This is a genomic window from Anabaena azotica FACHB-119 (assembly GCF_014697625.1).
GTDB classification, from domain to species: Bacteria; Cyanobacteriota; Cyanobacteriia; order Cyanobacteriales; family Nostocaceae; genus Trichormus; species Trichormus azoticus_A.
Genome location: NZ_JACJSG010000016.1, coordinates 30735 through 53470 on the forward strand (window position 1 = coordinate 30735; position 22736 = coordinate 53470).

21 protein-coding genes and 1 tRNA gene are annotated in these 22736 nt (G+C 41.8%); 13 read left to right on the forward strand and 9 right to left on the reverse strand.

From position 1 onward, the window contains the following. Positions 1-40 precede the first annotated feature (40 nt). Positions 41-757 (reverse strand): GUN4 domain-containing protein, encoded by a 717-nt coding sequence (locus H6G83_RS13445; protein ID WP_190472709.1) that lies wholly within the window; start codon positions 755-757, stop codon positions 41-43. Positions 758-1175: 418 nt separating this feature from the next. Here H6G83_RS13445 and H6G83_RS13450 point away from each other — a divergent pair, with 418 nt between their 5' ends. From H6G83_RS13450 to H6G83_RS13460, 3 genes are all read left to right on the forward strand, one after another. Continuing rightward, positions 1176-2597 carry an NADP-dependent isocitrate dehydrogenase gene (locus H6G83_RS13450; protein WP_190472713.1) on the forward strand — a complete coding sequence of 474 codons (1422 nt, stop codon included), beginning with the start codon at positions 1176-1178 and terminating at the stop codon, positions 2595-2597. 121 nt (positions 2598-2718) lie between these two features. Next, a complete protein-coding gene (locus H6G83_RS13455) occupies positions 2719-3246 on the forward strand; it encodes a hypothetical protein (protein WP_190472716.1) in 528 nt (175 codons plus the stop codon). A gap of 88 nt (positions 3247-3334) precedes the next feature. Next, the gene (locus H6G83_RS13460) at positions 3335-3883 is read left to right on the forward strand and encodes a Uma2 family endonuclease (RefSeq protein ID WP_190472719.1); all 549 of its coding nucleotides are present in this window, start codon (positions 3335-3337) and stop codon (positions 3881-3883) included. 3 nt (positions 3884-3886) lie between these two features. On the opposite strand, the gene H6G83_RS13465 is transcribed toward H6G83_RS13460, so the two are convergent. Both H6G83_RS13465 and nagZ read right to left on the reverse strand, forming a co-directional pair. Beyond that, positions 3887-4501: a hypothetical protein gene (locus H6G83_RS13465; RefSeq protein WP_190472721.1), complete on the reverse strand. Its 615-nt coding sequence runs from the start codon at positions 4499-4501 to the stop codon at positions 3887-3889. Positions 4502-4577: 76 nt separating this feature from the next. Further along, positions 4578-5675: a beta-N-acetylhexosaminidase gene (gene nagZ / locus H6G83_RS13470; protein ID WP_190472724.1), complete on the reverse strand. Its 1098-nt coding sequence runs from the start codon at positions 5673-5675 to the stop codon at positions 4578-4580. A gap of 491 nt (positions 5676-6166) precedes the next feature. Between nagZ and H6G83_RS13475 the strand changes: the two genes are divergently transcribed. Further along, a complete protein-coding gene (locus tag H6G83_RS13475) occupies positions 6167-7132 on the forward strand; it encodes a phytanoyl-CoA dioxygenase family protein (protein WP_190472727.1) in 966 nt (321 codons plus the stop codon). Positions 7133-7216: 84 nt separating this feature from the next. On the opposite strand, the gene H6G83_RS13480 is transcribed toward H6G83_RS13475, so the two are convergent. After that, positions 7217-7372 carry a hypothetical protein gene (locus H6G83_RS13480; RefSeq protein ID WP_190472730.1) on the reverse strand — a complete coding sequence of 52 codons (156 nt, stop codon included), beginning with the start codon at positions 7370-7372 and terminating at the stop codon, positions 7217-7219. A gap of 70 nt (positions 7373-7442) precedes the next feature. Between H6G83_RS13480 and pds the strand changes: the two genes are divergently transcribed. From pds to grxD, 7 genes are all read left to right on the forward strand, one after another. Further along, positions 7443-8882, forward strand: coding sequence for a 15-cis-phytoene desaturase (pds, locus tag H6G83_RS13485; protein ID WP_190472732.1), 1440 nt, complete (start codon positions 7443-7445; stop codon positions 8880-8882). Beyond that, positions 8866-9798 (forward strand): 15-cis-phytoene synthase CrtB, encoded by a 933-nt coding sequence (gene crtB / locus H6G83_RS13490; protein ID WP_190472736.1) that lies wholly within the window; start codon positions 8866-8868, stop codon positions 9796-9798. The genes pds and crtB overlap by 17 nt, the downstream gene beginning before the upstream one ends. A gap of 158 nt (positions 9799-9956) precedes the next feature. Further along, positions 9957-10048, forward strand: a tRNA-Ser gene (locus H6G83_RS13495). 190 nt (positions 10049-10238) lie between these two features. Further along, positions 10239-11564 carry an ABC transporter substrate-binding protein gene (locus H6G83_RS13500; protein WP_190472740.1) on the forward strand — a complete coding sequence of 442 codons (1326 nt, stop codon included), beginning with the start codon at positions 10239-10241 and terminating at the stop codon, positions 11562-11564. Between the two features lie 246 nt (positions 11565-11810). Continuing rightward, positions 11811-12983 (forward strand): GNAT family N-acetyltransferase, encoded by a 1173-nt coding sequence (locus H6G83_RS13505; RefSeq protein WP_190472742.1) that lies wholly within the window; start codon positions 11811-11813, stop codon positions 12981-12983. A 122-nt stretch (positions 12984-13105) separates the two neighbouring features. Continuing rightward, entirely contained in the window at positions 13106-13345 is a 240-nt protein-coding gene (locus tag H6G83_RS13510; protein WP_190472746.1) for a BolA family protein, read from the forward strand. A gap of 59 nt (positions 13346-13404) precedes the next feature. Beyond that, complete coding sequence (gene grxD, locus H6G83_RS13515; protein WP_190472749.1) at positions 13405-13728, forward strand: Grx4 family monothiol glutaredoxin; 324 nt, start codon at positions 13405-13407, stop codon at positions 13726-13728. A gap of 2064 nt (positions 13729-15792) precedes the next feature. Here grxD and H6G83_RS13520 read toward each other — a convergent pair. The 3 genes from H6G83_RS13520 to sbcD all read right to left on the reverse strand — a co-directional run bounded on the left by H6G83_RS13520 (position 15793) and on the right by sbcD (position 19488). Beyond that, a complete protein-coding gene (locus H6G83_RS13520) occupies positions 15793-16593 on the reverse strand; it encodes an inositol monophosphatase family protein (RefSeq protein ID WP_190472751.1) in 801 nt (266 codons plus the stop codon). 25 nt (positions 16594-16618) lie between these two features. After that, positions 16619-18064, reverse strand: a complete 1446-nt coding sequence (locus H6G83_RS13525; RefSeq protein WP_190472754.1) for a BCD family MFS transporter — start codon at positions 18062-18064, stop codon at positions 16619-16621. Between the two features lie 200 nt (positions 18065-18264). Beyond that, positions 18265-19488: an exonuclease subunit SbcD gene (gene sbcD, locus H6G83_RS13530; protein ID WP_190472757.1), complete on the reverse strand. Its 1224-nt coding sequence runs from the start codon at positions 19486-19488 to the stop codon at positions 18265-18267. Positions 19489-19966: 478 nt separating this feature from the next. Here sbcD and H6G83_RS13535 point away from each other — a divergent pair, with 478 nt between their 5' ends. Together H6G83_RS13535 and H6G83_RS13540 are read left to right on the forward strand one after the other, a co-directional pair. Then, a complete protein-coding gene (locus H6G83_RS13535; protein WP_190472760.1) occupies positions 19967-20125 on the forward strand; it encodes a hypothetical protein in 159 nt (52 codons plus the stop codon). A gap of 9 nt (positions 20126-20134) precedes the next feature. Next, positions 20135-20671, forward strand: a complete 537-nt coding sequence (locus H6G83_RS13540; RefSeq protein ID WP_199328426.1) for an endonuclease domain-containing protein — start codon at positions 20135-20137, stop codon at positions 20669-20671. 497 nt (positions 20672-21168) lie between these two features. Here the strand turns inward: H6G83_RS13540 and cysH are convergent, their stop codons facing one another. After that, a complete protein-coding gene (gene cysH, locus H6G83_RS13545; RefSeq protein WP_190472762.1) occupies positions 21169-21891 on the reverse strand; it encodes a phosphoadenosine phosphosulfate reductase in 723 nt (240 codons plus the stop codon). 343 nt (positions 21892-22234) lie between these two features. Continuing rightward, positions 22235-22636, reverse strand: coding sequence for an ArsR/SmtB family transcription factor (locus H6G83_RS13550; RefSeq protein ID WP_190472767.1), 402 nt, complete (start codon positions 22634-22636; stop codon positions 22235-22237). Positions 22637-22736 lie beyond the last annotated feature (100 nt).

Consider the following 22736-nt stretch of genomic DNA (forward strand, 5'->3'; position numbering starts at 1 on the left):
CTATCTCCCCCATTTCCCCAGTCCCCAATCCCCAATCCCATCACTTAGACCAAGCAGGATGAGCAAATAATGAAGCAATCACCCGCACGCCTCGCAGTTGATTAGACAGGGGTAAATGACCTTTAGGCGCGGTTAAATCCCAGGTGAAGCCGTTGGGGTAGCGAGTCCAGTTATTCCCGCTTTTCCAGCCAATTTTCGGCCAGAGATTATCCCAATTTTTCCCTAAACTCAACCAGATATCACGTTGTACTGAGAAGCCAAATTTACCTTCAGAATGGACAACCCAAAGTTGATTAATGGTTTGTAGGTCATCAATGGGAAAACTTTCTACCTCAGTAAAATACAGCCATTTTCTTTTTACAGCCATTGGCCCGGCGAGTTCACACATTTTTTCAATCGTCAGGCGATCGGCTGCTTGGAAGTCTTGCTTGGCTAGTAATTGTTGCAAAGGATGGTAATTAATCCCGCAACTGGATTTTAGAGTTACAATGCCTTCAGGAAAATGATTTTGTAAAAAGTCCTTGGCTTGTGGTGCATCAGAGTTGTAAAGGACTTGGTAGGCTTTCCCATCAATCCAAGTCGCTGGGTTGTCACGACGTTTCAGTAAAAATTCCTGTAAAACATCCAATCCTTCATTGCCCAAATCAGCTAACTGTGGGATTATCTGTTGTTGGACTTGAATAGACCCAGCGATTAACCGTTGCCGGAGGGAGTCGATGTCATTAGCAGTGCCTGATACAATCATTGGGTCTGTCATGCCATTACTCGTAATTAGCGGGAGCGTGAAAAAGCGGTCAGCTATCAGCTATCGACCTTCTTGATGGCGAAGCACTGATAGCGAGAAGTAGTTTACTATTTTTGATCGTACAAAATTGCGGCAGTTTCACGGAAATCCCATATCTAAATCCTCAAATGCTGTAAAAGAGGAATAGGGGGAATCTGCGCCTCAATGAATGAGGGAGTGGGAAGTAGGGAGAGATGTGGTTCGACTGCGCTCACCAACCGGGAGATGAGGGAGATGAGGGAGATGTAGCTTCAGCTTTTTGCAGGGTGGAAGACAAAATGGACAGGGTAAATAAAAATTCTTCCCCATCTCCCCCCACTCCCTCATCTCCCCAATCCCCAATCCCCAGTCCCCAATCCCCAATACTGTATCTTTGTGGAGTGTGTGAAATATGTATGACAAGATTACCCCCCCTAAAACCGGAGAAAAAATCACCTTTAAGAATGGTGAGCCGATTGTGCCTGATAATCCCATTATCCCCTTTATTCGGGGCGATGGAACAGGGATTGATATTTGGCCAGCTACGCAAAAAGTCTTAGATGCGGCGGTAGCAAAGGCTTATCAAGGTAAGCGTCAAATTAGCTGGTTTAAAATTTACGCTGGTGATGAGGCTTGTGATTTATACGGGACTTATCAGTATTTACCAGAGGACACGTTAACAGCTATTCGAGAATATGGTGTGGCAATTAAAGGGCCTTTGACTACTCCTGTGGGTGGTGGGATTCGGTCTTTGAATGTAGCCCTAAGACAAATTTTTGACCTATACGCCTGTGTACGTCCTTGCCGTTATTATGCAGGTACGCCCTCACCCCACAAAAACCCCGAAAAGCTGGATGTAATTGTCTATCGGGAAAATACTGAGGATATATATTTGGGGATTGAGTGGAAACAAGGTAGTGAAATCGGCGATCGCCTCATTTCCATCCTCAACAAAGAACTCATCCCCGCCACCCCAGAACATGGGAAAAAGCAAATCCCCCTCGATGCGGGTATAGGTATCAAACCCATCAGTAAAACCGGTTCCCAGCGTCTTGTCCGTCGGGCGATTAAACACGCCTTAACATTACCCAAGCACAAGCAGCAGGTAACTCTGGTGCATAAGGGTAACATCATGAAGTACACAGAAGGCGCTTTCCGTGATTGGGGTTACGAACTCGCCACAACTGAGTTCCGTCAAGAGACTGTCACCGAACGGGAATCTTGGATTCTCAGCAACAAGGAGAAGAACCCGAATATATCCTTGGAAGAAAACGCCCGGCAAATTGACCCTGGTTTTGATGCCCTTACCCAAGAGAAAAAAGCGCAAATTGTCAAGGAAGTAGAAACAGTTCTTAACTCAATTTGGGACACCCACGGTAACGGCAAGTGGAAAGATAAAGTTTTAGTCAATGACCGAATTGCTGACAGTATCTTTCAACAAATCCAAACCAGACCAGATGAGTACTCGATTCTGGCGACAATGAACTTGAACGGGGATTATTTATCTGATGCGGCTGCGGCTATTGTCGGCGGCTTGGGAATGGGGCCAGGGGCAAATATTGGTGATTCCAGCGCCGTGTTTGAAGCTACCCACGGTACAGCACCCAAACACGCAGGTTTAGACAAAATTAACCCTGGTTCAGTGATTTTATCTGGTGTAATGATGCTGGAATATTTAGGTTGGCAAGAAGCAGCAGACTTAATTAAGAAAGGTTTAGGAGATGCGATCGCCAATGGTCAAGTCACCTACGATTTAGCCAGATTACTCGAACCACCAGTAGAACCACTAAAATGTTCTGAATTTGCCGACGCAATTATCAAACATTTCGGTTAATTTCAGTTAATTAATGGGGCGGTTTTTCTCCGCCCTATCTCTGTTAGTTGTTGCCAGTTATTTCAGTGAAAGGTTAAACTAATAAAATTGGTTCATAATCCATGTGTATCTTTACATAAGAATGCAAGATAAAATTCTTAAAAAATTGGGAATTGCAATACTTTTAATTGGTGCATATACTGCTCCAAGCTATGCAGGTGGCTCAAGTTGGGAGGTTTTAGTGGAGCGTGTAGAGACGCACTCTCAAACTAGCGCCACCCTTTATCTAAGGCAAATAGATAATAAAACTGAATGGTATCCAAAATGTCCAAAACTTACCATCTTTGCTGACTATAAACCAGGAAATATATTTTCGCGGCAGATTCCTGTAAATCAAGCAGAACACGTGAAAGCTTTACAATACCTTAAACAAGCTAGTTTTAATAGACAAACAATTCGATTTGGTGAAATAGGAGATGGGTTAGTTAGCCCACAAACTTCAGAAGGTTGGTTATCTGAATTGCTTAATTTATTGAGTTTTTGGCAGAGTAATCGTATCAAGACAAATGACTTAGCCAAACAACAAAATTGCACTTTTAAGACAAGAGGATTAAAGATTTTCTCTGAATATAATGCTAGGTTAGGAGTCTATTCCTTTTATCATTATTAATTTTAGGTTTAATAGAGGCGAATTGTTCCTGTCCACTGGCATAGTTTAAATCATCATCTAATTCCTCTAATAAAGATAATTAATCATTATGGTAATCGCACCCATCAAAGAAAATATATCAACAGATTACTCCTTAGAAAATTGGCTACAAAGTCCCCCTGAAGGTACAGAATGGGTAAATGGGGAGTTGTTGGAGAAAGATGGAGTGACTCTTAAGCATAGTCGTGTACAAGCAAAACTAGCTACTTACTGGAGAAATTACAAAGAAGCTAGTGGACAAGGTGGCGAAGTTTATACAGAAGCACCTTGCCGCACTAATCAACAAGGTCGTCGTCCTGATGTTGCTTATCTTACCCCAGAATTGATGCAGCAATTTGGTGAACCTGCTGTTTTACCCCAAAGTTTCCCTCTCATAGCTGAGATTATTTCTCCTACAGATTTAGCTGAAGATATAATTGCTAAATCACAAGAGTATTTGCAATCAGGAAGTGAGGAAGTTTGGTTAGTTTTTCCTGAAAATCGCTGGATTATAGTTGTTAATAAAAATCAACGACTTATATTTATTAGTGGTGAAATAGTAAAAACTCAAGCTGTACTTCCAGGTTTTAATGTTGCAGTAGATGAATTAATAGGTTAGTAGTTACTTTATTAGTGCAGCGAGTAATATTCTGACGACAATTTCCAATTCTTCAGTTACACGATAAAGATTAATTGCTTGTTCAATACTTTGTTTTTCTCTATATAAAATGCCAAATTGCCAAATATTACCTGTAGTAACTGCTCCTAATATTTCAGCTTGAGTCGCATCAGTCCATTTATCCAGAGCTATCATTTCAGTAGCTAATTGTGTAAATCCTCTATTGATATCTGCTTGCTTGGCTTCAAGGACAATTAAATTTGTAGATGTTCGCAGATAATAATCTAAATTACCTTGAAGCTTATTATCAACTTTAATATTATATTCTATTCGTAATCTAGCACGGGAATAATGAATTAATTCAGTGACAATAGGCGCAATTAAAATTTCTCTACGGGTAGCTTCATTTTCTAAATCTACAAAAGGTAATACTTCTTCAATCCGTTGTTTTAAGTCGGCAATTCTATCTAATTTACCTGAATATTCAGGTAAATTCAGAAATTTACGTTCCAATGAATAACCAAATTCAGCTACTAAATCATCAACTGGAAATCCTAATTCAAAATAATTGCTAAAAGTATAAGAGCGATTTGGCTCTAACAATGGTGGACGGCTCATTGCGTTCCTCTAATTAAATATCATTAGTTATGAGTCAACAGTTCATAACTATGTACTATTGACTGTGGACTATGGACTATTGACTATTATGAAAACAACAAGCGATCGCCAATTCAGCATGATGTACTAAAATATCTTTATCTAATGCTTGTACATCATATTGGGGAGTGACAGCCAGTAATTTTTCCACTCTCTCTTTCGCAGCTTCTACCACCGACTCTGCCAAGCTACCATGATTTAATGACTCAACCAAATCTTCCGCAATTTTATATGTACGTTCAATTGATGATGAGTGAATATTTCGGGAGACAATAAATAAATCACAGCCTGCATAAAAAGCCCTAGCTACTGTACCAGCCTGCATAAACATATCTGAGACAGCTTTCATATCTAAATCATCAGACACAACCACCCCATTAAAACCCAGTTCTTCCCGCAGGATGGTTTTGAGGATAGGACGAGAAAGGGTAGCGGGTAAATCAGGGTCGATTTTAGGAAATAATATATGGGCTGTCATGATTAAGGGGATGTTTTCCTCAATCAAAGTTTTGAAAGGTATCAGTTCTCGATTTTGTAAATCTTCTGGAGTGAGATTGAGAATTGGTAATTCAATATGAGAGTCTTTGCTAGTATCACCATGTCCAGGGAAATGTTTAGCGCATCCCAAAATTCCCGCTTCTGTTAGTCCCAAATAATAATCACGCGCAGCTTGCGCCGCAGTCTCAGGGGTATCACCAAAAGCGCGAGAACCAATAATAGGATTTTGGGGGTTAGAATAAATATCAGCTACAGGGGCCCATGATAAGTTGATGCCCAACGATTTTAATTCAGTTGCTGTGGCTTTGGCTACTTCACGAGATTGCGATCGCAACAATAACGCATGGGGAAATCTCGTAATTGGTAAAGGTGTACGGACAACACGCCCTCCCTCATGGTCTAAAGTAAAGAACATGGAATCACGTTCCGCATATTCTTGTATTTGGCTGTGTAATTGTCTAAAACTTTCCAGCCAAACCTCATAAGGTACACCATCTAAAAAGTTTTTCGCAAAAAATATTACTCCTATTGGTTTTAATTCACTGAGAGCGCGTTTATCCTCATCACTCAGGGTAGTACCAGAAATACCCATAATCAAGTGATGTCCAAAGCGTTCTAGCTTCTGCAATGCTGGCATAGTGCTTAACCTATAGTTGTGATGAAGACTGCAATTAAGCTTGGCTGTTGACAGTTAACAGTGAACAGTTATCAGTTAACAGTTAACAGTTAACAGTTAACAGTTAAATAAGTTGGTGAAACACCACATCAATTGGTGTAAGGCTTATTTTGGCGCTTCTTTATCCCCTAATATAAGCCCTTGTTGACTGATAACTGATTTAAAAGCTCATAACTTCACAGCATAAACAATATCAGACCTTATCCTACACCCTCAATAGCGGTATTTACCTTACTCAAACAAGAAACGCCGTCAGCACTTCATCGAGAAAAGCAGACTCATTAATAAAGAACTTGTAAATTTACTAGATTTTAGGTAGTGACATTTACTGAGTTGATTTATTATCAACTATATTCCAGTGCATGAATATACTTATCCGTCTCGAAATGTTCACTTAAGTAAAGTGTTCCTCACAAAAAGAGACTGATGTTTTGACATCCCAAAAATTAATTATGTACATAGATTTGCTCAATAACTACTGTGAAAAAATTTTCGCTATTATCTATGATACTTGTTATGAATATTACAAAGGGCTAACCAAAAACCCCAAATGGCTATTAATGCGGAAAATAGCTCGGTTTAAAATTGGCAGGATTTTCATCACGAATTTAACCAAAACTTCAACCAAAACCTACTTAACATCAATCAATCTCGAAAAGTCATGTCTAGTAGATGTAGATGTAGATGAAGTTGTCAAAAATCTCCAGAGTGATGGCTTGCATTTAGGAATTAATTTACCTCCACACATTGTAAAGGAAATTGTTCAGTTTGCTAAGTCAACTGCTTGTTATGGTAATCGTAGACCAGAATTGGGTTTTTATTACGACCAGAAACAAGCAGCACAAAGAAAATCAGCACAGCAATTTACCATAGCTGATTATTTTAATACAGAAATTCACTGTTATGCAATTAAGAAATTGCAGAATGATCCAAAATTATTGGCAATAGCAGCTAAATACTTAAATACTTACCCAGCCCATCAAGGAAACCGGATGTGGTGGAGTTTTCCAGTCAATTCATCCTATACAGAACAAATCAAAGCTGCTCAATGTTTCCATTACGATTTAGATGATTATAAATTTATAAAATTTTTCTTCTATTTAACTGATGTAGATAACCAAAGCGGGCCTCATGTTTGTATGCGGGGAAGCCATAAACGAAAAAAATCTGCTTATATTTGGCTACGTAAAAGAGAAACGGACAAAGATATTATTAATTACTATGGTCAAGAATCATTAATAGAAATTTATGGTAAAGCCGGCTTTGGATTTGCTGAAGATCCCTTGTGTTTTCATAAAGGTATCCCTCCCACTCACAAAGACCGCCTCATACTGCAAATAGAATTTGCCACCACCGACTATCAAATGCAACATGATATCAGACCAACGTCTCAATTGAAATTGGTCATTGGTCATTAGTCCATAGTCCATAGTTCATAGTCCATAGTCCATAGTCCATAGTCCATAGTCCATAGTCCATAGTCCATAGTCCATAGTTCAGAGCTATTCTCCCCCATCTCCCTCATCTCCCTCATCTCCCTCATCTCCCTCATCTCCCTCATCTCCCTCATCTTCCCCATCTTCCCCATCTCCCCAGTCCCCAGTCCCCAGTCCCCAATATAGAATTTTTTCCTGAAGCGATCGCACAATCTCTGCCAAATGTTACAGATTGCAACGTATAATGAGAACGACAAAACCATTAAGAAATATTGAAGCATAGTAGGTTTAAATGCGAGTAGCGATCGCTGGCGCTGGTCTAGCAGGACTTTCCTGCGCGAAATATCTCACGGATGCAGGTCACACTCCCATTGTCCTAGAGCGTCGGGACGTATTAGGGGGTCTGGTGGCGGCGTGGAAAGACTCTGACGGCGACTGGTACGAAACCGGGTTACACGCCTTCTTTGGGGCATATCCCAATATGCTGCAATTACTCAAGGAGTTAGGCATCGAAGACCGACTCCAGTGGAAACAGCATACATTGATTTTTAATCAGCCAGATAAACCCGGCACACTCTCACGTTTCGATGTTCCCGACATTCCCTCCCCCTTCAACATCATTGCCTCAATTCTCCGCAACAACGATATGTTGACCTGGGAGCAGAAGGTTAGGTTCGCCATTGGCTTGCTTCCCGCCATAGTTCGGGGTCAAAAGTATGTCGAGGAGATGGACAAATACAGCTTCTCAGATTGGTTAAAAAGGCAAGGTGTAGGTGAGAGAGTAGCTAGTGACGTATTCATTGCTGCTTCCAAAGCACTCACCTTCATCAACCCTGATGAAGTGTCCTCTACAATCTTATTAACAGCCCTCAATCGCTTCCTGCAAGAGCGATACGGCTCCAAAATCGCCTTTTTGGATGGTTCCCCCACAGAACGGCTGTGCCAACCCATCGTTGATTACATCAGCGAAAGGGGTGGTGAAGTCCGACTCAACGCCCCACTCAAGGAAATTTTGCTCAACCCGGATGGTACAGTAAAAGGGTTCTTGCTACGCGGTTTGAATGGAGAACCCGATGAAGTAATTACAGCAGACTTTTACGTATCAGCTATTTCAGTTGACCCGTTGAAAGTGATGTTGCCAGAACCTTGGAAGCAAATGGAATTCTTCCAGAAGCTAGAAGGACTAGAAGGCGTGCCAGTAATTAACCTCCATCTCTGGTTTGATCGCAAATTAACAGATATTGATCACCTGTTATTTTCGCGATCGCCCCTCCTCAGCGTTTATGCTGATATGAGCAACACTTGCCGCGAATATGCTAATCCCGACCGCTCAATGCTGGAATTAGTTCTAGCACCCGCCAAAGATTGGATTAGCAAATCCGATGAGGAAATTGTCTCTGCTACTATGGGCGAATTAGAAAAACTCTTCCCCGACCATTTTACAGGAGATAATCCAGCAAAATTGCTCAAATATCACGTCGTAAAAACGCCACGTTCAGTTTACAAAGCGACTCCTGGTCGCCAACAGTACCGTCCACCCCAAAAAACTCCCATAGCCAACTTCTTTTTGAGTGGGAGTTATACCATGCAACGCTACTTAGGCAGTATGGAAGGGGCCGTACTTTCTGGTAAGCTAACAGCGCAGGCGATTTGTGAATCGCTGCCAGAGGCCAACACCTCAAACCTACAAACGCTATCCCGACCGCCTGCAACGAATGCTGCAACTGCCTGATTCCAAACCGCGCATGAAAACGCTGGTCTCTGTAGACGAGTCCTATCAACTTTGTCGGCATCTCACAGCCAAGTATGCCAAAACCTTCTACTTGGGTACATTGCTGATGAGTCCGGCAAAGCGTCAAGCTATATGGGCAATTTATGCCTGGTGTCGCCGTACAGATGAATTAGTGGACGGGCCCGCATCCGCCATCACTACACCAGAAACCCTAGACCTATGGGAGCAGCATCTGGAAGCGATTTTTGCGGGACACCCCCAAGAGAACTACGATGTAGCCTTGGTCGATACCATCCAAAGCTTTAACCTAGACATTCAGCCCTTTCGGGATATGATTGCGGGTCAACGTATGGATTTATACCGTAGTCGATATGAAACCTTTGACGAGCTATACCTGTACTGTTACCGTGTGGCAGGTACTGTAGGGTTGATGTCAACATCAGTAATGGAAGTAGATACCACAGTCAACACAGCACCTTGGTATCAGAAGAAACCATTGTATATTCCCACAGAAGAAGCGATCGCTTTAGGTATAGCTAATCAACTAACTAATATTCTGCGGGATGTAGGCGAAGATGCCCGACGAGGGCGAATCTACATACCCCTAGAAGACCTAGCCAGGTTCGATTACACCGAGCAAGACTTCAAGAATGCCGTTGTAGATGAACGCTGGCGTGCGCTCATGCGCTTTCAGATAGACAGGGCGCGACAATTTTACATCAAGGCAGAAAAGGGTATTACCTATCTAGCCCCCGATGCTCGTTGGCCAGTGTGGGCAGCATCCATGCTATACGGACAAATCTTAGACGTGATTGAACGCAACAATTACGATGTCTTTAGTCAACGCGCCTACGTCCCCCAATGGAAAAAGCTACGTACCCTACCCATAGCTTGGATGCGATCGCAAGTTCTTTAGTCAATAGTCCATAGTCAATAGTCCATAGTCAATAGTCCAGAGTAAAAACCCGAAACCACTGACAACTAAAATTAACTAATGACTAATGACTAATGACTAATGACCAAAATTATTTGACACTGACAAAAATATCTGCTAACATTTATTTTTGTCACCGTGGAGAGGTGGCTGAGTGGTCGAAAGCGGCAGATTGCTAATCTGTTGTACGGCAGGCAACTCCGTACCGAGGGTTCGAATCCCTCCCTCTCCGTTTTTCAAGTAATTCAACACACAGACCTCTGTGTTAATAAAAAAAAACTAATGTTGGGGTAAACACTTCTACCCCTAAAGGTGGATGTTATCATTTAACCTTTAGAGTCCTGCTAAGATCAAGCTAACCTAAAAATCTAGTTTGAATCTTACTTTCAGGCTCCCGCATCTATGAGGAGTGAAAGTAATCAATGCCAAGAATTAGTGCTGCCTTAAGTTTAAGTTTAGTTACCTTTAGCGCTGGTTTTCTGTTAGCAGCTTGTGAAAACACCAACACCACGCCTAACGGTACAGCCAACAATGGCGCAACCAGTACCCCAGCCGCTCAAACCACGACAACAGGTAGCGGTTCAGGACTAAAAATTGGTTCTCTCTTACCAACCACAGGTGACTTAGCATCCATAGGTCAGCAAATGGCTGCTGCTGTTCCCCTAGTAGTTGATACCGTCAACGCCTGTGGTGGTGTTAATGGTCAACCCGTGAGCCTAGTTGCGGTAGACGACCAAACAGACCCCAGAGCCGGCGCGGCGGGTATGACTAAACTTGCAACTATAGATAAAGTTGCTGGTGTAGTTGGCTCCTTTGCTAGCAGCGTTTCCACAGCAGCAGTTTCCATTGCAGCCCAAAATAAAGTCATGCTGGTTTCCCCTGGGAGTACCAGCCCCGTATTTACCGAAAAAGCACAGAAAGGCGATTTCCAAGGTTTTTGGGCGAGGACAGTTCCCCCTGATAGCTACCAAGGCCCAGCCTTAGCCGAACTTGCTCACAAAAGAGGTTACAAGCGAGTTTCCACAATTGTCATTAACAATGACTATGGGGTGGGTTTTGAAAAGGCATTTGTCCAAGCCTTTGAAAAACTAGGTGGAACTATAGTTAATAAAAATAATCCTGTACGTTACGACCCCAAAGCCACCACCTTTGAAACTGAAGCGGCGGCGGCTTTTGCAGGTAAACCAGATGCAGTTCTCGGCGTTTTTTACGTTGAAACAGGTAGCTTATTGCTGAAGTCAGCCTATCAGCAAGGTGTGACGCAAGGCGTACAGATAATGCTCACAGATGGGATGAAATCTGATGAATTCCCCGCGCAAGTCGGCAAAACTAGTGATGGTAAATTCATTGCCTCTGGCATTATTGGTACAGTCCCAGGCTCAGATGGTAAAGGCTTAGAAGCTTTAACCAAACTTTGGCAAGCGAAAAAAGGTAATGCGCCTGGAGAATTTGCACCCCAAGCTTGGGATGCGACTGCATTGTTAGTATTAGCAGCCCAAGCCGCCAAACAAAATACAGGTGTGGGTATTGCTAGTAAAATCAAAGAAGTATCAAGCGCTCCAGGTGTAGAAGTTACCGATGTCTGTGAAGGGCTGAAGTTAATTCAACAAGGACAAGACATCAACTATCAAGGAGCTAGCGGTAACGTTGATATTGATGCTAATGGTGATGTCGTCGGTGTCTATGATGTGTGGACAGTAGGCGACGATGGCAAGATTAAGACTGTGGATAAAGTTACGCCTAAGTAGTTAGGAAGTGGGCTGACAGGTGTAGGTTTTTTATTGGTGTTCCAAAAACCTTGGTTTGGGGTGTAAGGGTGTAAGGGTGTAGGGGTGTAGGGGTGAATAAAACAATGATTTTCTCGTTAGTTTTAGAGTCCTTACTCACTGCTATATTAAAAACCTACACTTGTGAGCTTCCCCTTTCCCCTTTCCCCTTCCCCTTTCCCCTTCCCCTTTCCCCTTTCCCCCTTCCCCTTCCCCCAGTCCCCAAATATGGTTGAACAACTCAAGCCTCGCTATTCCAGCGTTTGGATTAATAAAATCGCTGAAGTACCCCAAGAAGCTTGGGATGCTTTGGCGCTACCTTTAAAAACTCCGTTTTTAGAGTGGGATTGGCTGCATAATTTGGAAACATCCCAAAGTGCTACAGCAAAAACTGGTTGGCTACCTAATCATTTGACGCTGTGGCGCGATAGAACTTTGATTGCTGCGGCTCCACTGTATATTAAAGGACATAGCTATGGTGAGTTTGTTTTTGATCACCAATGGGCAGAATTAGCAGAACGTATTGGTGTACAGTATTACCCCAAACTCCTGGGGATGACTCCATTCACCCCGGCTGAGGGTTATCGGTTTTTGATTGCTAATGGGGAGGATGAAGAGGAAATCACAGCGATGATGGTGCATGAAATTGATGCTTTTTGTGTGAAGCATCATATTTCTAGTTGCCATTTTCTCTATGTTGACCCGGAATGGCAACCTGTACTGGAAAGACAAGGTTTTACAGCTTGGTTACATCATAGTTTTATTTGGGAAAATTCTGGATTTCAAACTTTTGATGATTACTTGAAGGTGTTCAATGCTAATCAGCGTCGGAATATCAAGCGGGAACGCAAGGCTGTAGAGAAGGCTGGTTTACAACTGCAACCAGTGACAGGTGAAACGATCCCTAAGTCGTTATTTCCTTTGATGTACCAGTTTTATGCTGATACCTGTGATAAGTTTGGTTGGTGGGGTAGTAAGTATTTAACTAAGAGATTTTTTGAGCAGTTACACCAAGATTATCGTCATCGAGTGGTATTTTTTGCTGCATATCATGAGCAAGACCCGCGTCAGCCTCTGGGTATGTCCTTTTGTTTGTATAAAGGCGATCGCTTATATGGTCGTTATTGGGGAAGCTTTCAAGAAATCGATTGCCTACACTTTGATGCTTGTTATTATGCACCGATTGATTGGGCGATCGCAAATGGTATTAAACTCTTTGATCCCGGTGCTGGCGGAAGGCACAAAAAACGTCGCGGTTTTCCGGCAGCCCCCAATTACAGTCTACATCGCTTTTATAATAGTCGTTTAGGGCAAATTCTCCGCCCATATATTAGTGAAGTGAATCAATTAGAAGAACAAGAAATTGCCGCAATTAATGCAGAGTTACCTTTTAGTCAATAGTCAATAGTCAATAGTCATTAGTCATTGGTCAACTGATAACTGATAACTGATAACTGATAACTGTCAACTGGTGTCAAATCTGTTAATAATAGAGAGGACAGTAAGTTTTTTCAGGAATTGCGATGATTACTCCCCAGGAAGTTGAGGCAATGATCAAGGCGAAATTGCCAGACGCGCAGGTTCAGGTGCAAGACTTGACTGGTGGCGGCGACCATTATCAGGTAACAGTGGTTTCATCGCAGTTTGCAGGTAAGAGACTTGTGCAGCAACACCAGTTAGTTTACGGTGCATTGCAGCAAGCTATGTCCACCGAAGCCATCCACGCCTTAGCATTGAAAACATCTACTCCCGATAGTCAATAGTCGAGAAATTTGTTGACTGTTGACTAATAACTAATCAAAAACTAGGACATATAACAGCCATGACACAGGACGTTCAAGAGAGAATCGATAACTTAATAAAACAAAATAAAATTATGGTTTTCATGAAGGGAACCAAATTAATGCCTCAGTGTGGTTTCTCTAACAATGTGGTACAAATTCTTAATACCTTGGGTGTTCCTTTTGAAACCATCAATGTTTTAGATGACAACGAAATTCGTCAAGGTATTAAAGAATATTCCAACTGGCCGACAATTCCCCAAGTTTATATCAATGGTGAATTTATCGGTGGTTCCGATATTATGATTGAGATGTATCAAAAAGGTGAGTTACAGCAATTGGTAGAAGTTGCTTTAGCTTCTTAGCTGTCTGGGAAAAAAGGGACTCAAAGCCCAAATTATATGTAGGTTGCAAAGCCACTCACCTGCGGGGGTTTCACCCGTTGGGTGAAGTCGCTTTTGATGCAAGTAAACCCAACATTCTGATAACTAATATCAAGTTCGCTTAAATACTTATCATATCTTGGGGACTGGTAATAGGTAATCGGTAATCGGTAATGGCTCAAAACAATTACCTATTAGCTATTACCTATTACCGACCAAAACAACTATATTACAAGTAATTAGCCGAACTTGATATAACTCCCCTAGTTGGCTGACACTGACTGGGGGCTTTTTTTTGACTAATTTGACAAATTCATCCTGAACAACTGACTAAAGGTAGAACAATTAAATGGTAGATGCACCCTGATAACTAACTCCCCTAGTTGGCTAACACTGACTGGGGGCTTTTTTTTGACTAATTTGACAAATTCATCCTGAACAACTGACTAAAGGTAGAACAATTAAATGGTAGATGCACCCTGATAACTAACTCCCCTAGTTGGCTAACACTGACTGGGGGCTTTTTTTTGACTAATTTGACAAATTCATCCTGAACAACTGACTAAAGGTAGAACAATTAAATGGTAGATGCACCCTGATAACTAACTCCCCTAGTTGGCTAACACTGACTGGGGGCTTTTTTTTGACTAATTTGACAAATTCATCCTGAACAACTGACTAAAGGTAGAACAATTAAATGGTAGATGCACCCTGATAACTAACTCCCCTAGTTGGCTGACACTGACTGGGGGCTTTTTTTGTTTAGCAATCAGTAACTCCTTTAATCATAAGATTGAGAGAAATATACTGATTGCCTATAAGAACAGTTAGTAGATTTATGGACAAATATCCTAAATAGCTACTTTACCCAGAGTAATCCGAGAGGGGCAAACTGCTTTTGCCCGCTATCCCTAAGCTAAAAGCCGCAGGGACTACCTTTCTAATAACATTCAAACTGGCACATCTTTTCTGGTAGATATTTTACTACAATTGGGTATATGTGAACCTCAAACCATTGAGTATTTACAACACTAATTATTTTGATGAACGTACCCTAATAAATAACTCTCCCCAGTGGCTGCCACTTGTAAGGGCTTTTTTTGTGGAAAAAAGCAACTTCATTTGTGACAATTTCATCCGGAACATCCTGTTAAATCATAGAACAGTTAATTGGTAGATGCACCCTGATAACTAACTCCCCTAGTTGGCTGCCACCACTAGGGGTTTTTTATTGGAAATGAACCACAGACTACCTTTCAATTAATTTATCCGGAAGACTGTAACTCAAATAGAACAATTAATTGGTAGATGCACCTGGATAACTAACTCCCTAGTTTGGTTAATACTAACCAATGATTGATGGATGCACCTGGATAAATAACTCCTCTGCTTGATTGGTAGAAGCTAAGGGCTTTTTGCCAGAAACGTTTAACTAGTCTGCCCTGTAAATTGGTAGTTGCTTAGGGCTATATTCTAGCTCAAGATTGGAGTTATATTCTAGCGCGGATGGCATAGTATTGCTACGAATGTCACCATCTGCTGACTAAAAATTCTTGAGTTCTAGGAATTATAACTTAACTTCTGGGATTTTCCAATCCATAAGCAATCTAAAAAATGTTACCTTTCAGATTACTGATTCTGCACTGTTAATGCCCCAGAATTTGGTAGAAAATACCCTATTTGAATGATGCGCCGGTATTCCCTACCATCAATCCTGTTGATTTCTATATATTAGTTCACCGCTAGTTATCATTTTTGTGCAGAGAGAGCATATCTAGGCGCTCATGTCTAGAATATCTGCAAATTTTAATTTTTGAGTAGGGGATTGGGAAGACTACCATCAGTGAAATGGGCGGTTAGAAACCGCGTCTACACAAACAAAACCTACCTCCGCAGGTTAAAAAACCTTAATTTATCGTTAGTCCGCGTAGGCGGACTTTGCTTGTGTAGCCGCGAATTACATTCGCCCTGGCTTAAGTTGACACCCATGCACAGCTGTGCGAACCTCTGCGTTACTGAAAATGCCTATTTGTTTCCTGCACCCTGCTATACAGCCTGAATCAAAGGTGTAAAAAACGGCACTAATTCAGAGCGACTAACTACGAGGGTAGGGAAAGAGCGATCGCTATAATCTTCCCCTGCTATTAAAGGAAAGGGTTCAGAGTCTAGAGACACCCAGCTACCGCCAGCAGCTTGCACAATTACCCAAGCGCCTGCTAAGTCCCAAACTTTTGGCGTGGCTTCTACACCCCCTAATGTCGCCCCAGTTGCAACCGTGAGGAAATTGTAACTAGCTACACCCAACATCCGAATTTTGCAGGGAAAGCCATTCTGCACAACTCCTAGACTGCGGGAACAAAGGTTAAAAAAGTGATTGCTACTAGGCGCATCACTACTAGTATGAATTGGGTGATGATTCAGAAATGCTCCCGATGGGGTGGCTAAACCTGATGTACCTGGATAGAAGCCATGAAAGGCTTGATTTAGGGGCGGTGCATATACATAACCGAAAATGGGTGTACCTTGATAAAGCAAAGCCAGGGAAATCGACCAGATGGGGATACCGCGTGTAAAGTTGGTTGTCCCATCTAAAGGGTCAATTACCCAACACCATTCTGTCCCAGGAAAAGTGCGATCGCTTTCTTCAGCTAGTATTCCATAACCTGCGAAACTAGAAGCGATCGCATCACGAATTTCTTGATCCGCCCATTTATCGGCTTGTGTTACCAAGCTACCATCAGCTTTTTGCAAAGCCTGCACTTGCCCAAAATCCTGCATTAATTGCGCTCCTACTCTGGTAGTGGTAGTTTGGGCAAATTCGAGAATTGTTGTCCAAAAATCGTTCATTGATAAATTCTCATGCAAAGGCTTTCTAATCTAAATCGCTTTCTAAAACAGAAGCGATCGCTTGCTTGGTATTATTTTGAAATTCTGTAACATTCACACGGTTGAGGAACCAAATCGATAACAGCATTCCCACTGCTTCCAAGGCAAATACCAACCCATAAGCTAATTGTAGTGAATTTGGGAAAACTTTTTCCCCTACATCCAAGGCTGCACCACCTATCACTAAAGCTGTTCCCCTAGCTAAAGCCTGCGCCAGTCCCCAAGCCCCAATAAATGTGCCTGCGGCTTCTGCGACTGTCAAATCTAGCATCAAGCTAATTGCACCTGTAGTTAAGAAACCGGCGGCTAAACCAAACAATAGCAAACCCAACTTCAAGAAGGCGGAATTAGCCGAAAAGCCTGACGCGCCCAACAATAACACTGCGAATGCAACCATAATACAGCCCAGACGCGCAGTGCGACGCTTACCCAAACGCGGAATCACAAGAAAGCCAGTTACTCCATAGCCAATCAAAAGACCTGTACCATAAAAAGCATTCAGTAGGGTACTTTCTGCTGTGGGCATATTGAAGACTATACCCGCATAAGCTTCTAGCACTCCGTCCTGCATAAATAAACTGATGGTCATCACTACTAAAAAAGTGAAGAACAAGGCAGTTTGGGGGCTAGCTGTCAAAATCTTCCAAGCCGCAGCTAATGTGATACTATCTTCGCGGTTGACTAAAGTGGAACGCTTGCTGTAAAAAGAATATTTTTTCTCTACACCAAGCATTGAGATGATGGACAAACCAAATACAACAGCTGGGATGATGATAAATAGCCTCTTAACGGCTGGTTCCAAATTGACTGTAGTTTCTTCTGACGGTAATATTTTGCCAGAAATAATTGCCCCAACAATAATCCCCACCATCAACATTGACCAAACTATACTCACCACTTTAGATCGGTTATCTTCATCAGAGATATCCACTAACAAAGCAGCATAAGGCGTACTACTAGCACAAATTGCTATACCGTATACGGCAAAAACTAAAGCGAGAACTGCCATCCAGCCGATAGTTTGAGTATTCCACACCCAACCACCAAGATTATCAGCGATCGCATTCAACTGCCACACTACTTGTACAGCTAAAAAAGCGGCGATCGCAAATACTGCCGCCCCCAGCCAAACATAAGCTGTGCGATGATAACCCCATACAGGCTTGGCATCAGAAAGCTGACCGAACCGGATACGTGCAGGAGAGACAAACGCTGGTAAAGCCAACACTAGCCCCACGACGAACTTTTCGGTAATCTTTATTTCTGTAATCATGATTCTGTTGAGTACAGCCTGAGTCAAAATTGACATCATTCCCAGACCCATTTGAAATAGTCCGATGCGGAAGACTGTCGGGATATTAATTCTCGGAACTGACTCAGGACTAATTGATTGACCTGATTCGGGATCGGGTAGAAAATTGCTAGTTGCCATTATGACTTTATCAAGAAACAGTACAGAATTTAGCTTTTATATAACTAAAGATAAACCCTGCCCATCGTCTGTCTGCTAACTGTTTACAAAAAAGGACTGGGGAAAGGGGAAGGGGGAAGGGGGAAAGGGGAAAGGGGGAAAGGGGGAAAGGGGAAGAAACTAATGATAACTGATAACTGATAACTGATAACTGATAACTGTCAACTGTCAACTGCTAACAACTGTTGTGCGGCTTCTAACATTGAGGCTGAGATGTCTTTGAGGTCTTCGCGATTTTGTAGATAGGTTTTTAATGCTTCCATTGGGTCGATGCTGCTGCTTGCATTCAATTCGGGAATGCGGGGTCTAGCTAACTGACTGACCAATTCGGCTTGAATGGTATAGGTGTGTGCAGGACTTAATGCGGTGTGTAGGGAGGCGCTATCAATTACATCCATTTGTTCAGAACGGAGTTTGTAAATTAGGCGGACTACAGCATCTTGGATATCATGTTTGGCGATCGCTTTCAGAATAGCAGCTTGTGGATCATCTGCTTTTGACACATCAACTTCAATTGTGCAAAAAGTCCTCACTGGTAAGGGACAAAACTCCCAATGTACGTTTCCCTTCTCCAGTTCAATCATTACATAACCCTTATCTTCTTTCTCCTCGCTAAAATCTACCCGTTCAATACTTCCCGGATAAATCACAGGTGGGTCATTAGATTTATTCAAATTCTGATGACGGTGGACGTGTCCCAACGCCACATAATCAAAACAAGGACGAGTCAGCAAAGATAAGGGGAGAGTAAAGCCTTTACCCACAGCCAAATAACGTTCTGCACCTAAAGTTGCATTATCCGCCATCAAATGTGCCAAAAGCACAGTAGGCACATTGGGGTCAAGTCGGCGAATTTCCCCTTCTATCACAACTTGTAACCGTTCCGTTAATAATTGATTAACTTCCGCCAGCGCCAAACCTTCAGTTTCTTGACGTGTCATCAACGTCGAACGAGTCAACCAAGGTAAAGTAATTACCTGCACTTTGCCGTTACGGGTTTGGATATGGTGAGTCATTAACCTATCACCAACCACAAACCCCGGCACTCCCAAAGTGCGGTATATATTTAAACTTGCGCCTCCCTGTCCTTGGGAATGTTGGTCATGGTTCCCCACTAACAACACCGTGGGAATTTCCGCATCCACCAGACGGCGAAATTGACCTGCAAAAGCTTCTTGTACATAAGGTGGTGGTGTAGCATCAGGAAACGCATCACCCCCAAATATCACCAAATCTACCGGATCTGCCAGCGCCCGATCAATACACACAGATAAAGTATCAACAAAATCCTCTAATCTTGTATTTAATCCTGTGATGGGATTAATACGTCCGTGGGAAAAGCCGCTTCCCATGTGAATGTCGGAGAGGTGAAGAATTTTGAGCATGATTTGTCATTAGTCAGTTCTTATATATATTAGTGACAAATAGCGATGGAAAAGTGTTTCAATATTTTAAAGTTACCAATTTATCATCATTGTCCTCTCAAATAGAAGACCTTCAAGATGAGGGTTTAACTATAGAAAATTCAAATACCTTTCATACACTCTGGGAAGGGTACAACTACTGTAAATCTAAGTTACATGAGTCTGCATCGCGGGGGAGATACGTTCATTATCTTTATCAAAATTTAGGTTGTCAAATTGAAATGGCTTTATACAAAAATTACTCCCCTCTCCTGATGGGAGAGGGGCCGGGGGTGAGGGTCTAGGTCATGGTTTCCACCAAACCAAACAAGGCTTACGCTTCACGATCAGCGAAACTGCACGGCGAGAAATGCTATATAGATTATTAGAATTAAATAAAGTGGCATCTAAAAAGCAAGATAATTACAGTGACCAATTGAGTTTATCTTAGGTGGAGAATATGGAAGATGAACCCTCACCCCAGCCCTCTCCCACAGGGAGAGGGAGTGAAGAAAGACATGATAAAGACAAGAAACAAGGTAAATCTAGATGTAAGAAAAAGGCGAAAGTGGCATCTAAAAAGCCAGATAATTACAGTGACCAATTGAGTTTATTTTAGGTGGAGAATATGGAAGATGAACCCTCACCCCAGCCTTCTCCCACAGGGAGAGGGAGTGAAGAAAGAGAAAAAGATAGTAAAGATAAACAATCACAAAATAAATATAAAGAAGAAAAATATAACGATACATCTTGTCCCCCTCTCCCCGTGGGAGAGGGGCTAGGGGTGAGGGCAGAAATCGCTAAGTTAGCAGGTAGCAATCGACAAATACCTAAAGTATTATTAGAACGCGCCCGTGAGTTAAGAAAAAAACAAACACCAGCAGAACAAATCCTGTGGGAATGTTTAAAAAATCGACGTTTATTAAATACCAAGTTTCGCAGACAACATAATATCGGTAGATACATTGTTGATTTTTATTGTCACGATAAATTATTAATTATCGAATTGGGCGGTAGTATTCATGCAACCCAACAAGCTGAAGATTCTATCAGGGAAAATTGGTTAAAGTCTCATAATTTTACTGTCATTCGGTTTAGTAATGACCAAGTATTTAGTGATATCGAGTTTGTTTTACAGAGAATTTCTCAAGCCCTCATCCCCTAGCCCCTTCTCCCCAAGGGAGAAGGGGAACTGGAAATAAATTTTGGCAGGGTAGGTTATAATTTCTCACCAATCAAATACCTTTTTTACAAAGTGATTTGCCCAATCTTTAGATAAAAAACCGGAGTTTTTATCTCCGGCTTTACCGCTTTATACTTAATCAACATCTGAAATTAATTACTTTCCTGCTCATTTAACCAACTTATTAAATCAGATGTTGATGAAATTCCCAAAAGCACTATACATAAAGCTCAAGCTGTTGTTTATTTAGCTATTCAAGCTGAAATTTACCGCAGTTCGGATATTACTAAAGCTGTATTTATTTTAACACTTCAGGCGCAGAGTTACACCAATTAATCATGTAGAGACGTTGTATACAACGTCTCTACAGTGTTCTTATACCAATTCAAAAAATATTTGCAACACATCGATTATCTGTAAGGGCGCACAGATGTGCGCCCCTACTTTGGTATCTGTCGCATTCTTTTTTCAAATTGGTATTAAATATGAATCCCACATTCAGTTTTATTGCTTCCCCGCCAGCGTCCGGCGCGTTCATCTTCGCCTTCACCAACTTTAGTGGTGATGGGTTCGTCGCCAATGCTGGGATAACCTTGGTCGTGTAGGGGGTTGTAAATTACACCATGTTCAGCCACGTAATCCCAGCTATCTTTTCTTGTCCAGTTAGCTAGGGGATTGACTTTCAAGCGACCTTTGCCATCCAATTCAAATATAGGCATATTAGCACGGGTAACTGCTTGGTCACGACGACGACCTGTAATCCATGCAACGGTGTTGAGTTCGTCTAAACCGCGTTGTAATGGTTCAATTTTGGTGATTTGGTGGAATTGAGCTATATCTTGATCCCAGAGTGCTTCACCGTATTTAGCAGTAAAGGCTTCACGGCTATCTACATCTGGAGTTTTATAGGTTTGTAGGTCTAAGTTGTATATTTCTTTGGCTTTAGCAACGAGTTCTAAGGTTTCGCGGAAGTGGTACAGAGTGTCGAGGAATATTACAGGTACTGGTTGCTTGAGTTCACTATACAGGATATGGGTAATTACTAAGTCATCCACGTTAAAGGCACTAGTTTGTACCAATCCTGTGGGAATATTTTCTATAGACCATGCCAGAATTTCTTTAGGAGTGGCAGTTTCAAACTGTTGATTTAATTGCTCTAAATCAAATTCGGTTGTTTGGGTTATAGATGCCGTGGATGTCATGAGGATTTCCAGTTATATATTTGTTACCTTGGTTAAATTTCATTCTATAACACAAAGGCTCCTATATCGCTCGGATATCAGGTAATACCAACTCAAAAAATCTTGGCAACACATCCATGAACTGTAGGGGCGCACATCTTTGCGCCCCTACCCTGGTATCTGTCGCATTCTTTTTTCAAATTGGTATAGTTTAGGTAATTATCTAATACGGAAATCACTACCTTGAACGTATAGCAGGGGACAGGTGATAGGTGACAGGGCTGAAAGCCTTTGAAACTAAGGGTTTTAAAATTGTATGATGTCCTCACCTATTAGACGACTGTTATAAAGGGCAAAATACTGGTTATCTCAAGTTATCTAAATTTTCACCTAAAGAGGAATATAAATTGATGATGTGATGATCAGCCAAGCTGTAATAGACATTTTTGCCTTCTCGACGATAACTAACTAAACGCATCGCTTTCAATAATCGCAATTGATGGGAAACTGCTGATTCGGTCATTTTTGTTAATGCAGCTAAATCACAAACACACAACTCACCAGAAAACAAAGCTGATATCAGCCTGAGACGATTTGGATCTGCAAGTATGCTAAAAATTTCTGCCATCTGTTGTGCCTTATCTGGAGATAAGATTTGTGTTTGGATTGACCGCACGTTATCCAAATGTACTAAATGGGTATCACATTTTGGTAGGTCTGCATTCTCAAGCAATTCCCCCTCTTTTTTAGTCTGTGGCTTGTTCATCGCATGGCATGGAAATAATGGTTATCACTTTCAATCTTAACTACAATTAAATAATTGTACAACTGAACATTTATTCAGATATTAGATTAAAATACTGATA

Excerpts from the sequence above, each read along its gene's own strand:
- H6G83_RS13500 (WP_190472740.1), top strand. The coding sequence starts at position 10,239 with ATGCCAAGAATTAGTGCTGCCTTAAGTTTAAGTTTAGTTACCTTTAGC.
- nagZ (WP_190472724.1), bottom strand. The coding sequence starts at position 5,675 with ATGCCAGCATTGCAGAAGCTAGAACGCTTTGGACATCACTTGATTATG.
- H6G83_RS13540 (WP_199328426.1), top strand. The coding sequence starts at position 20,135 with ATGGAAGATGAACCCTCACCCCAGCCTTCTCCCACAGGGAGAGGGAGT.
- H6G83_RS13475 (WP_190472727.1), top strand. The coding sequence starts at position 6,167 with ATGTACATAGATTTGCTCAATAACTACTGTGAAAAAATTTTCGCTATT.
- H6G83_RS13525 (WP_190472754.1), bottom strand. The coding sequence starts at position 18,064 with ATGGCAACTAGCAATTTTCTACCCGATCCCGAATCAGGTCAATCAATT.
- H6G83_RS13510 (WP_190472746.1), top strand. The coding sequence starts at position 13,106 with ATGATTACTCCCCAGGAAGTTGAGGCAATGATCAAGGCGAAATTGCCA.
- grxD (WP_190472749.1), top strand. The coding sequence starts at position 13,405 with ATGACACAGGACGTTCAAGAGAGAATCGATAACTTAATAAAACAAAAT.
- H6G83_RS13520 (WP_190472751.1), bottom strand. The coding sequence starts at position 16,593 with ATGAACGATTTTTGGACAACAATTCTCGAATTTGCCCAAACTACCACT.
- crtB (WP_190472736.1), top strand. The coding sequence starts at position 8,866 with ATGCTGCAACTGCCTGATTCCAAACCGCGCATGAAAACGCTGGTCTCT.
- H6G83_RS13535 (WP_190472760.1), top strand. The coding sequence starts at position 19,967 with ATGGAAGATGAACCCTCACCCCAGCCCTCTCCCACAGGGAGAGGGAGT.
- H6G83_RS13465 (WP_190472721.1), bottom strand. The coding sequence starts at position 4,501 with ATGAGCCGTCCACCATTGTTAGAGCCAAATCGCTCTTATACTTTTAGC.
- H6G83_RS13445 (WP_190472709.1), bottom strand. The coding sequence starts at position 757 with ATGACAGACCCAATGATTGTATCAGGCACTGCTAATGACATCGACTCC.
- H6G83_RS13550 (WP_190472767.1), bottom strand. The coding sequence starts at position 22,636 with ATGAACAAGCCACAGACTAAAAAAGAGGGGGAATTGCTTGAGAATGCA.
- H6G83_RS13460 (WP_190472719.1), top strand. The coding sequence starts at position 3,335 with ATGGTAATCGCACCCATCAAAGAAAATATATCAACAGATTACTCCTTA.
- pds (WP_190472732.1), top strand. The coding sequence starts at position 7,443 with ATGCGAGTAGCGATCGCTGGCGCTGGTCTAGCAGGACTTTCCTGCGCG.
- sbcD (WP_190472757.1), bottom strand. The coding sequence starts at position 19,488 with ATGCTCAAAATTCTTCACCTCTCCGACATTCACATGGGAAGCGGCTTT.
- H6G83_RS13450 (WP_190472713.1), top strand. The coding sequence starts at position 1,176 with ATGTATGACAAGATTACCCCCCCTAAAACCGGAGAAAAAATCACCTTT.
- cysH (WP_190472762.1), bottom strand. The coding sequence starts at position 21,891 with ATGACATCCACGGCATCTATAACCCAAACAACCGAATTTGATTTAGAG.
- H6G83_RS13505 (WP_190472742.1), top strand. The coding sequence starts at position 11,811 with ATGGTTGAACAACTCAAGCCTCGCTATTCCAGCGTTTGGATTAATAAA.
- H6G83_RS13455 (WP_190472716.1), top strand. The coding sequence starts at position 2,719 with ATGCAAGATAAAATTCTTAAAAAATTGGGAATTGCAATACTTTTAATT.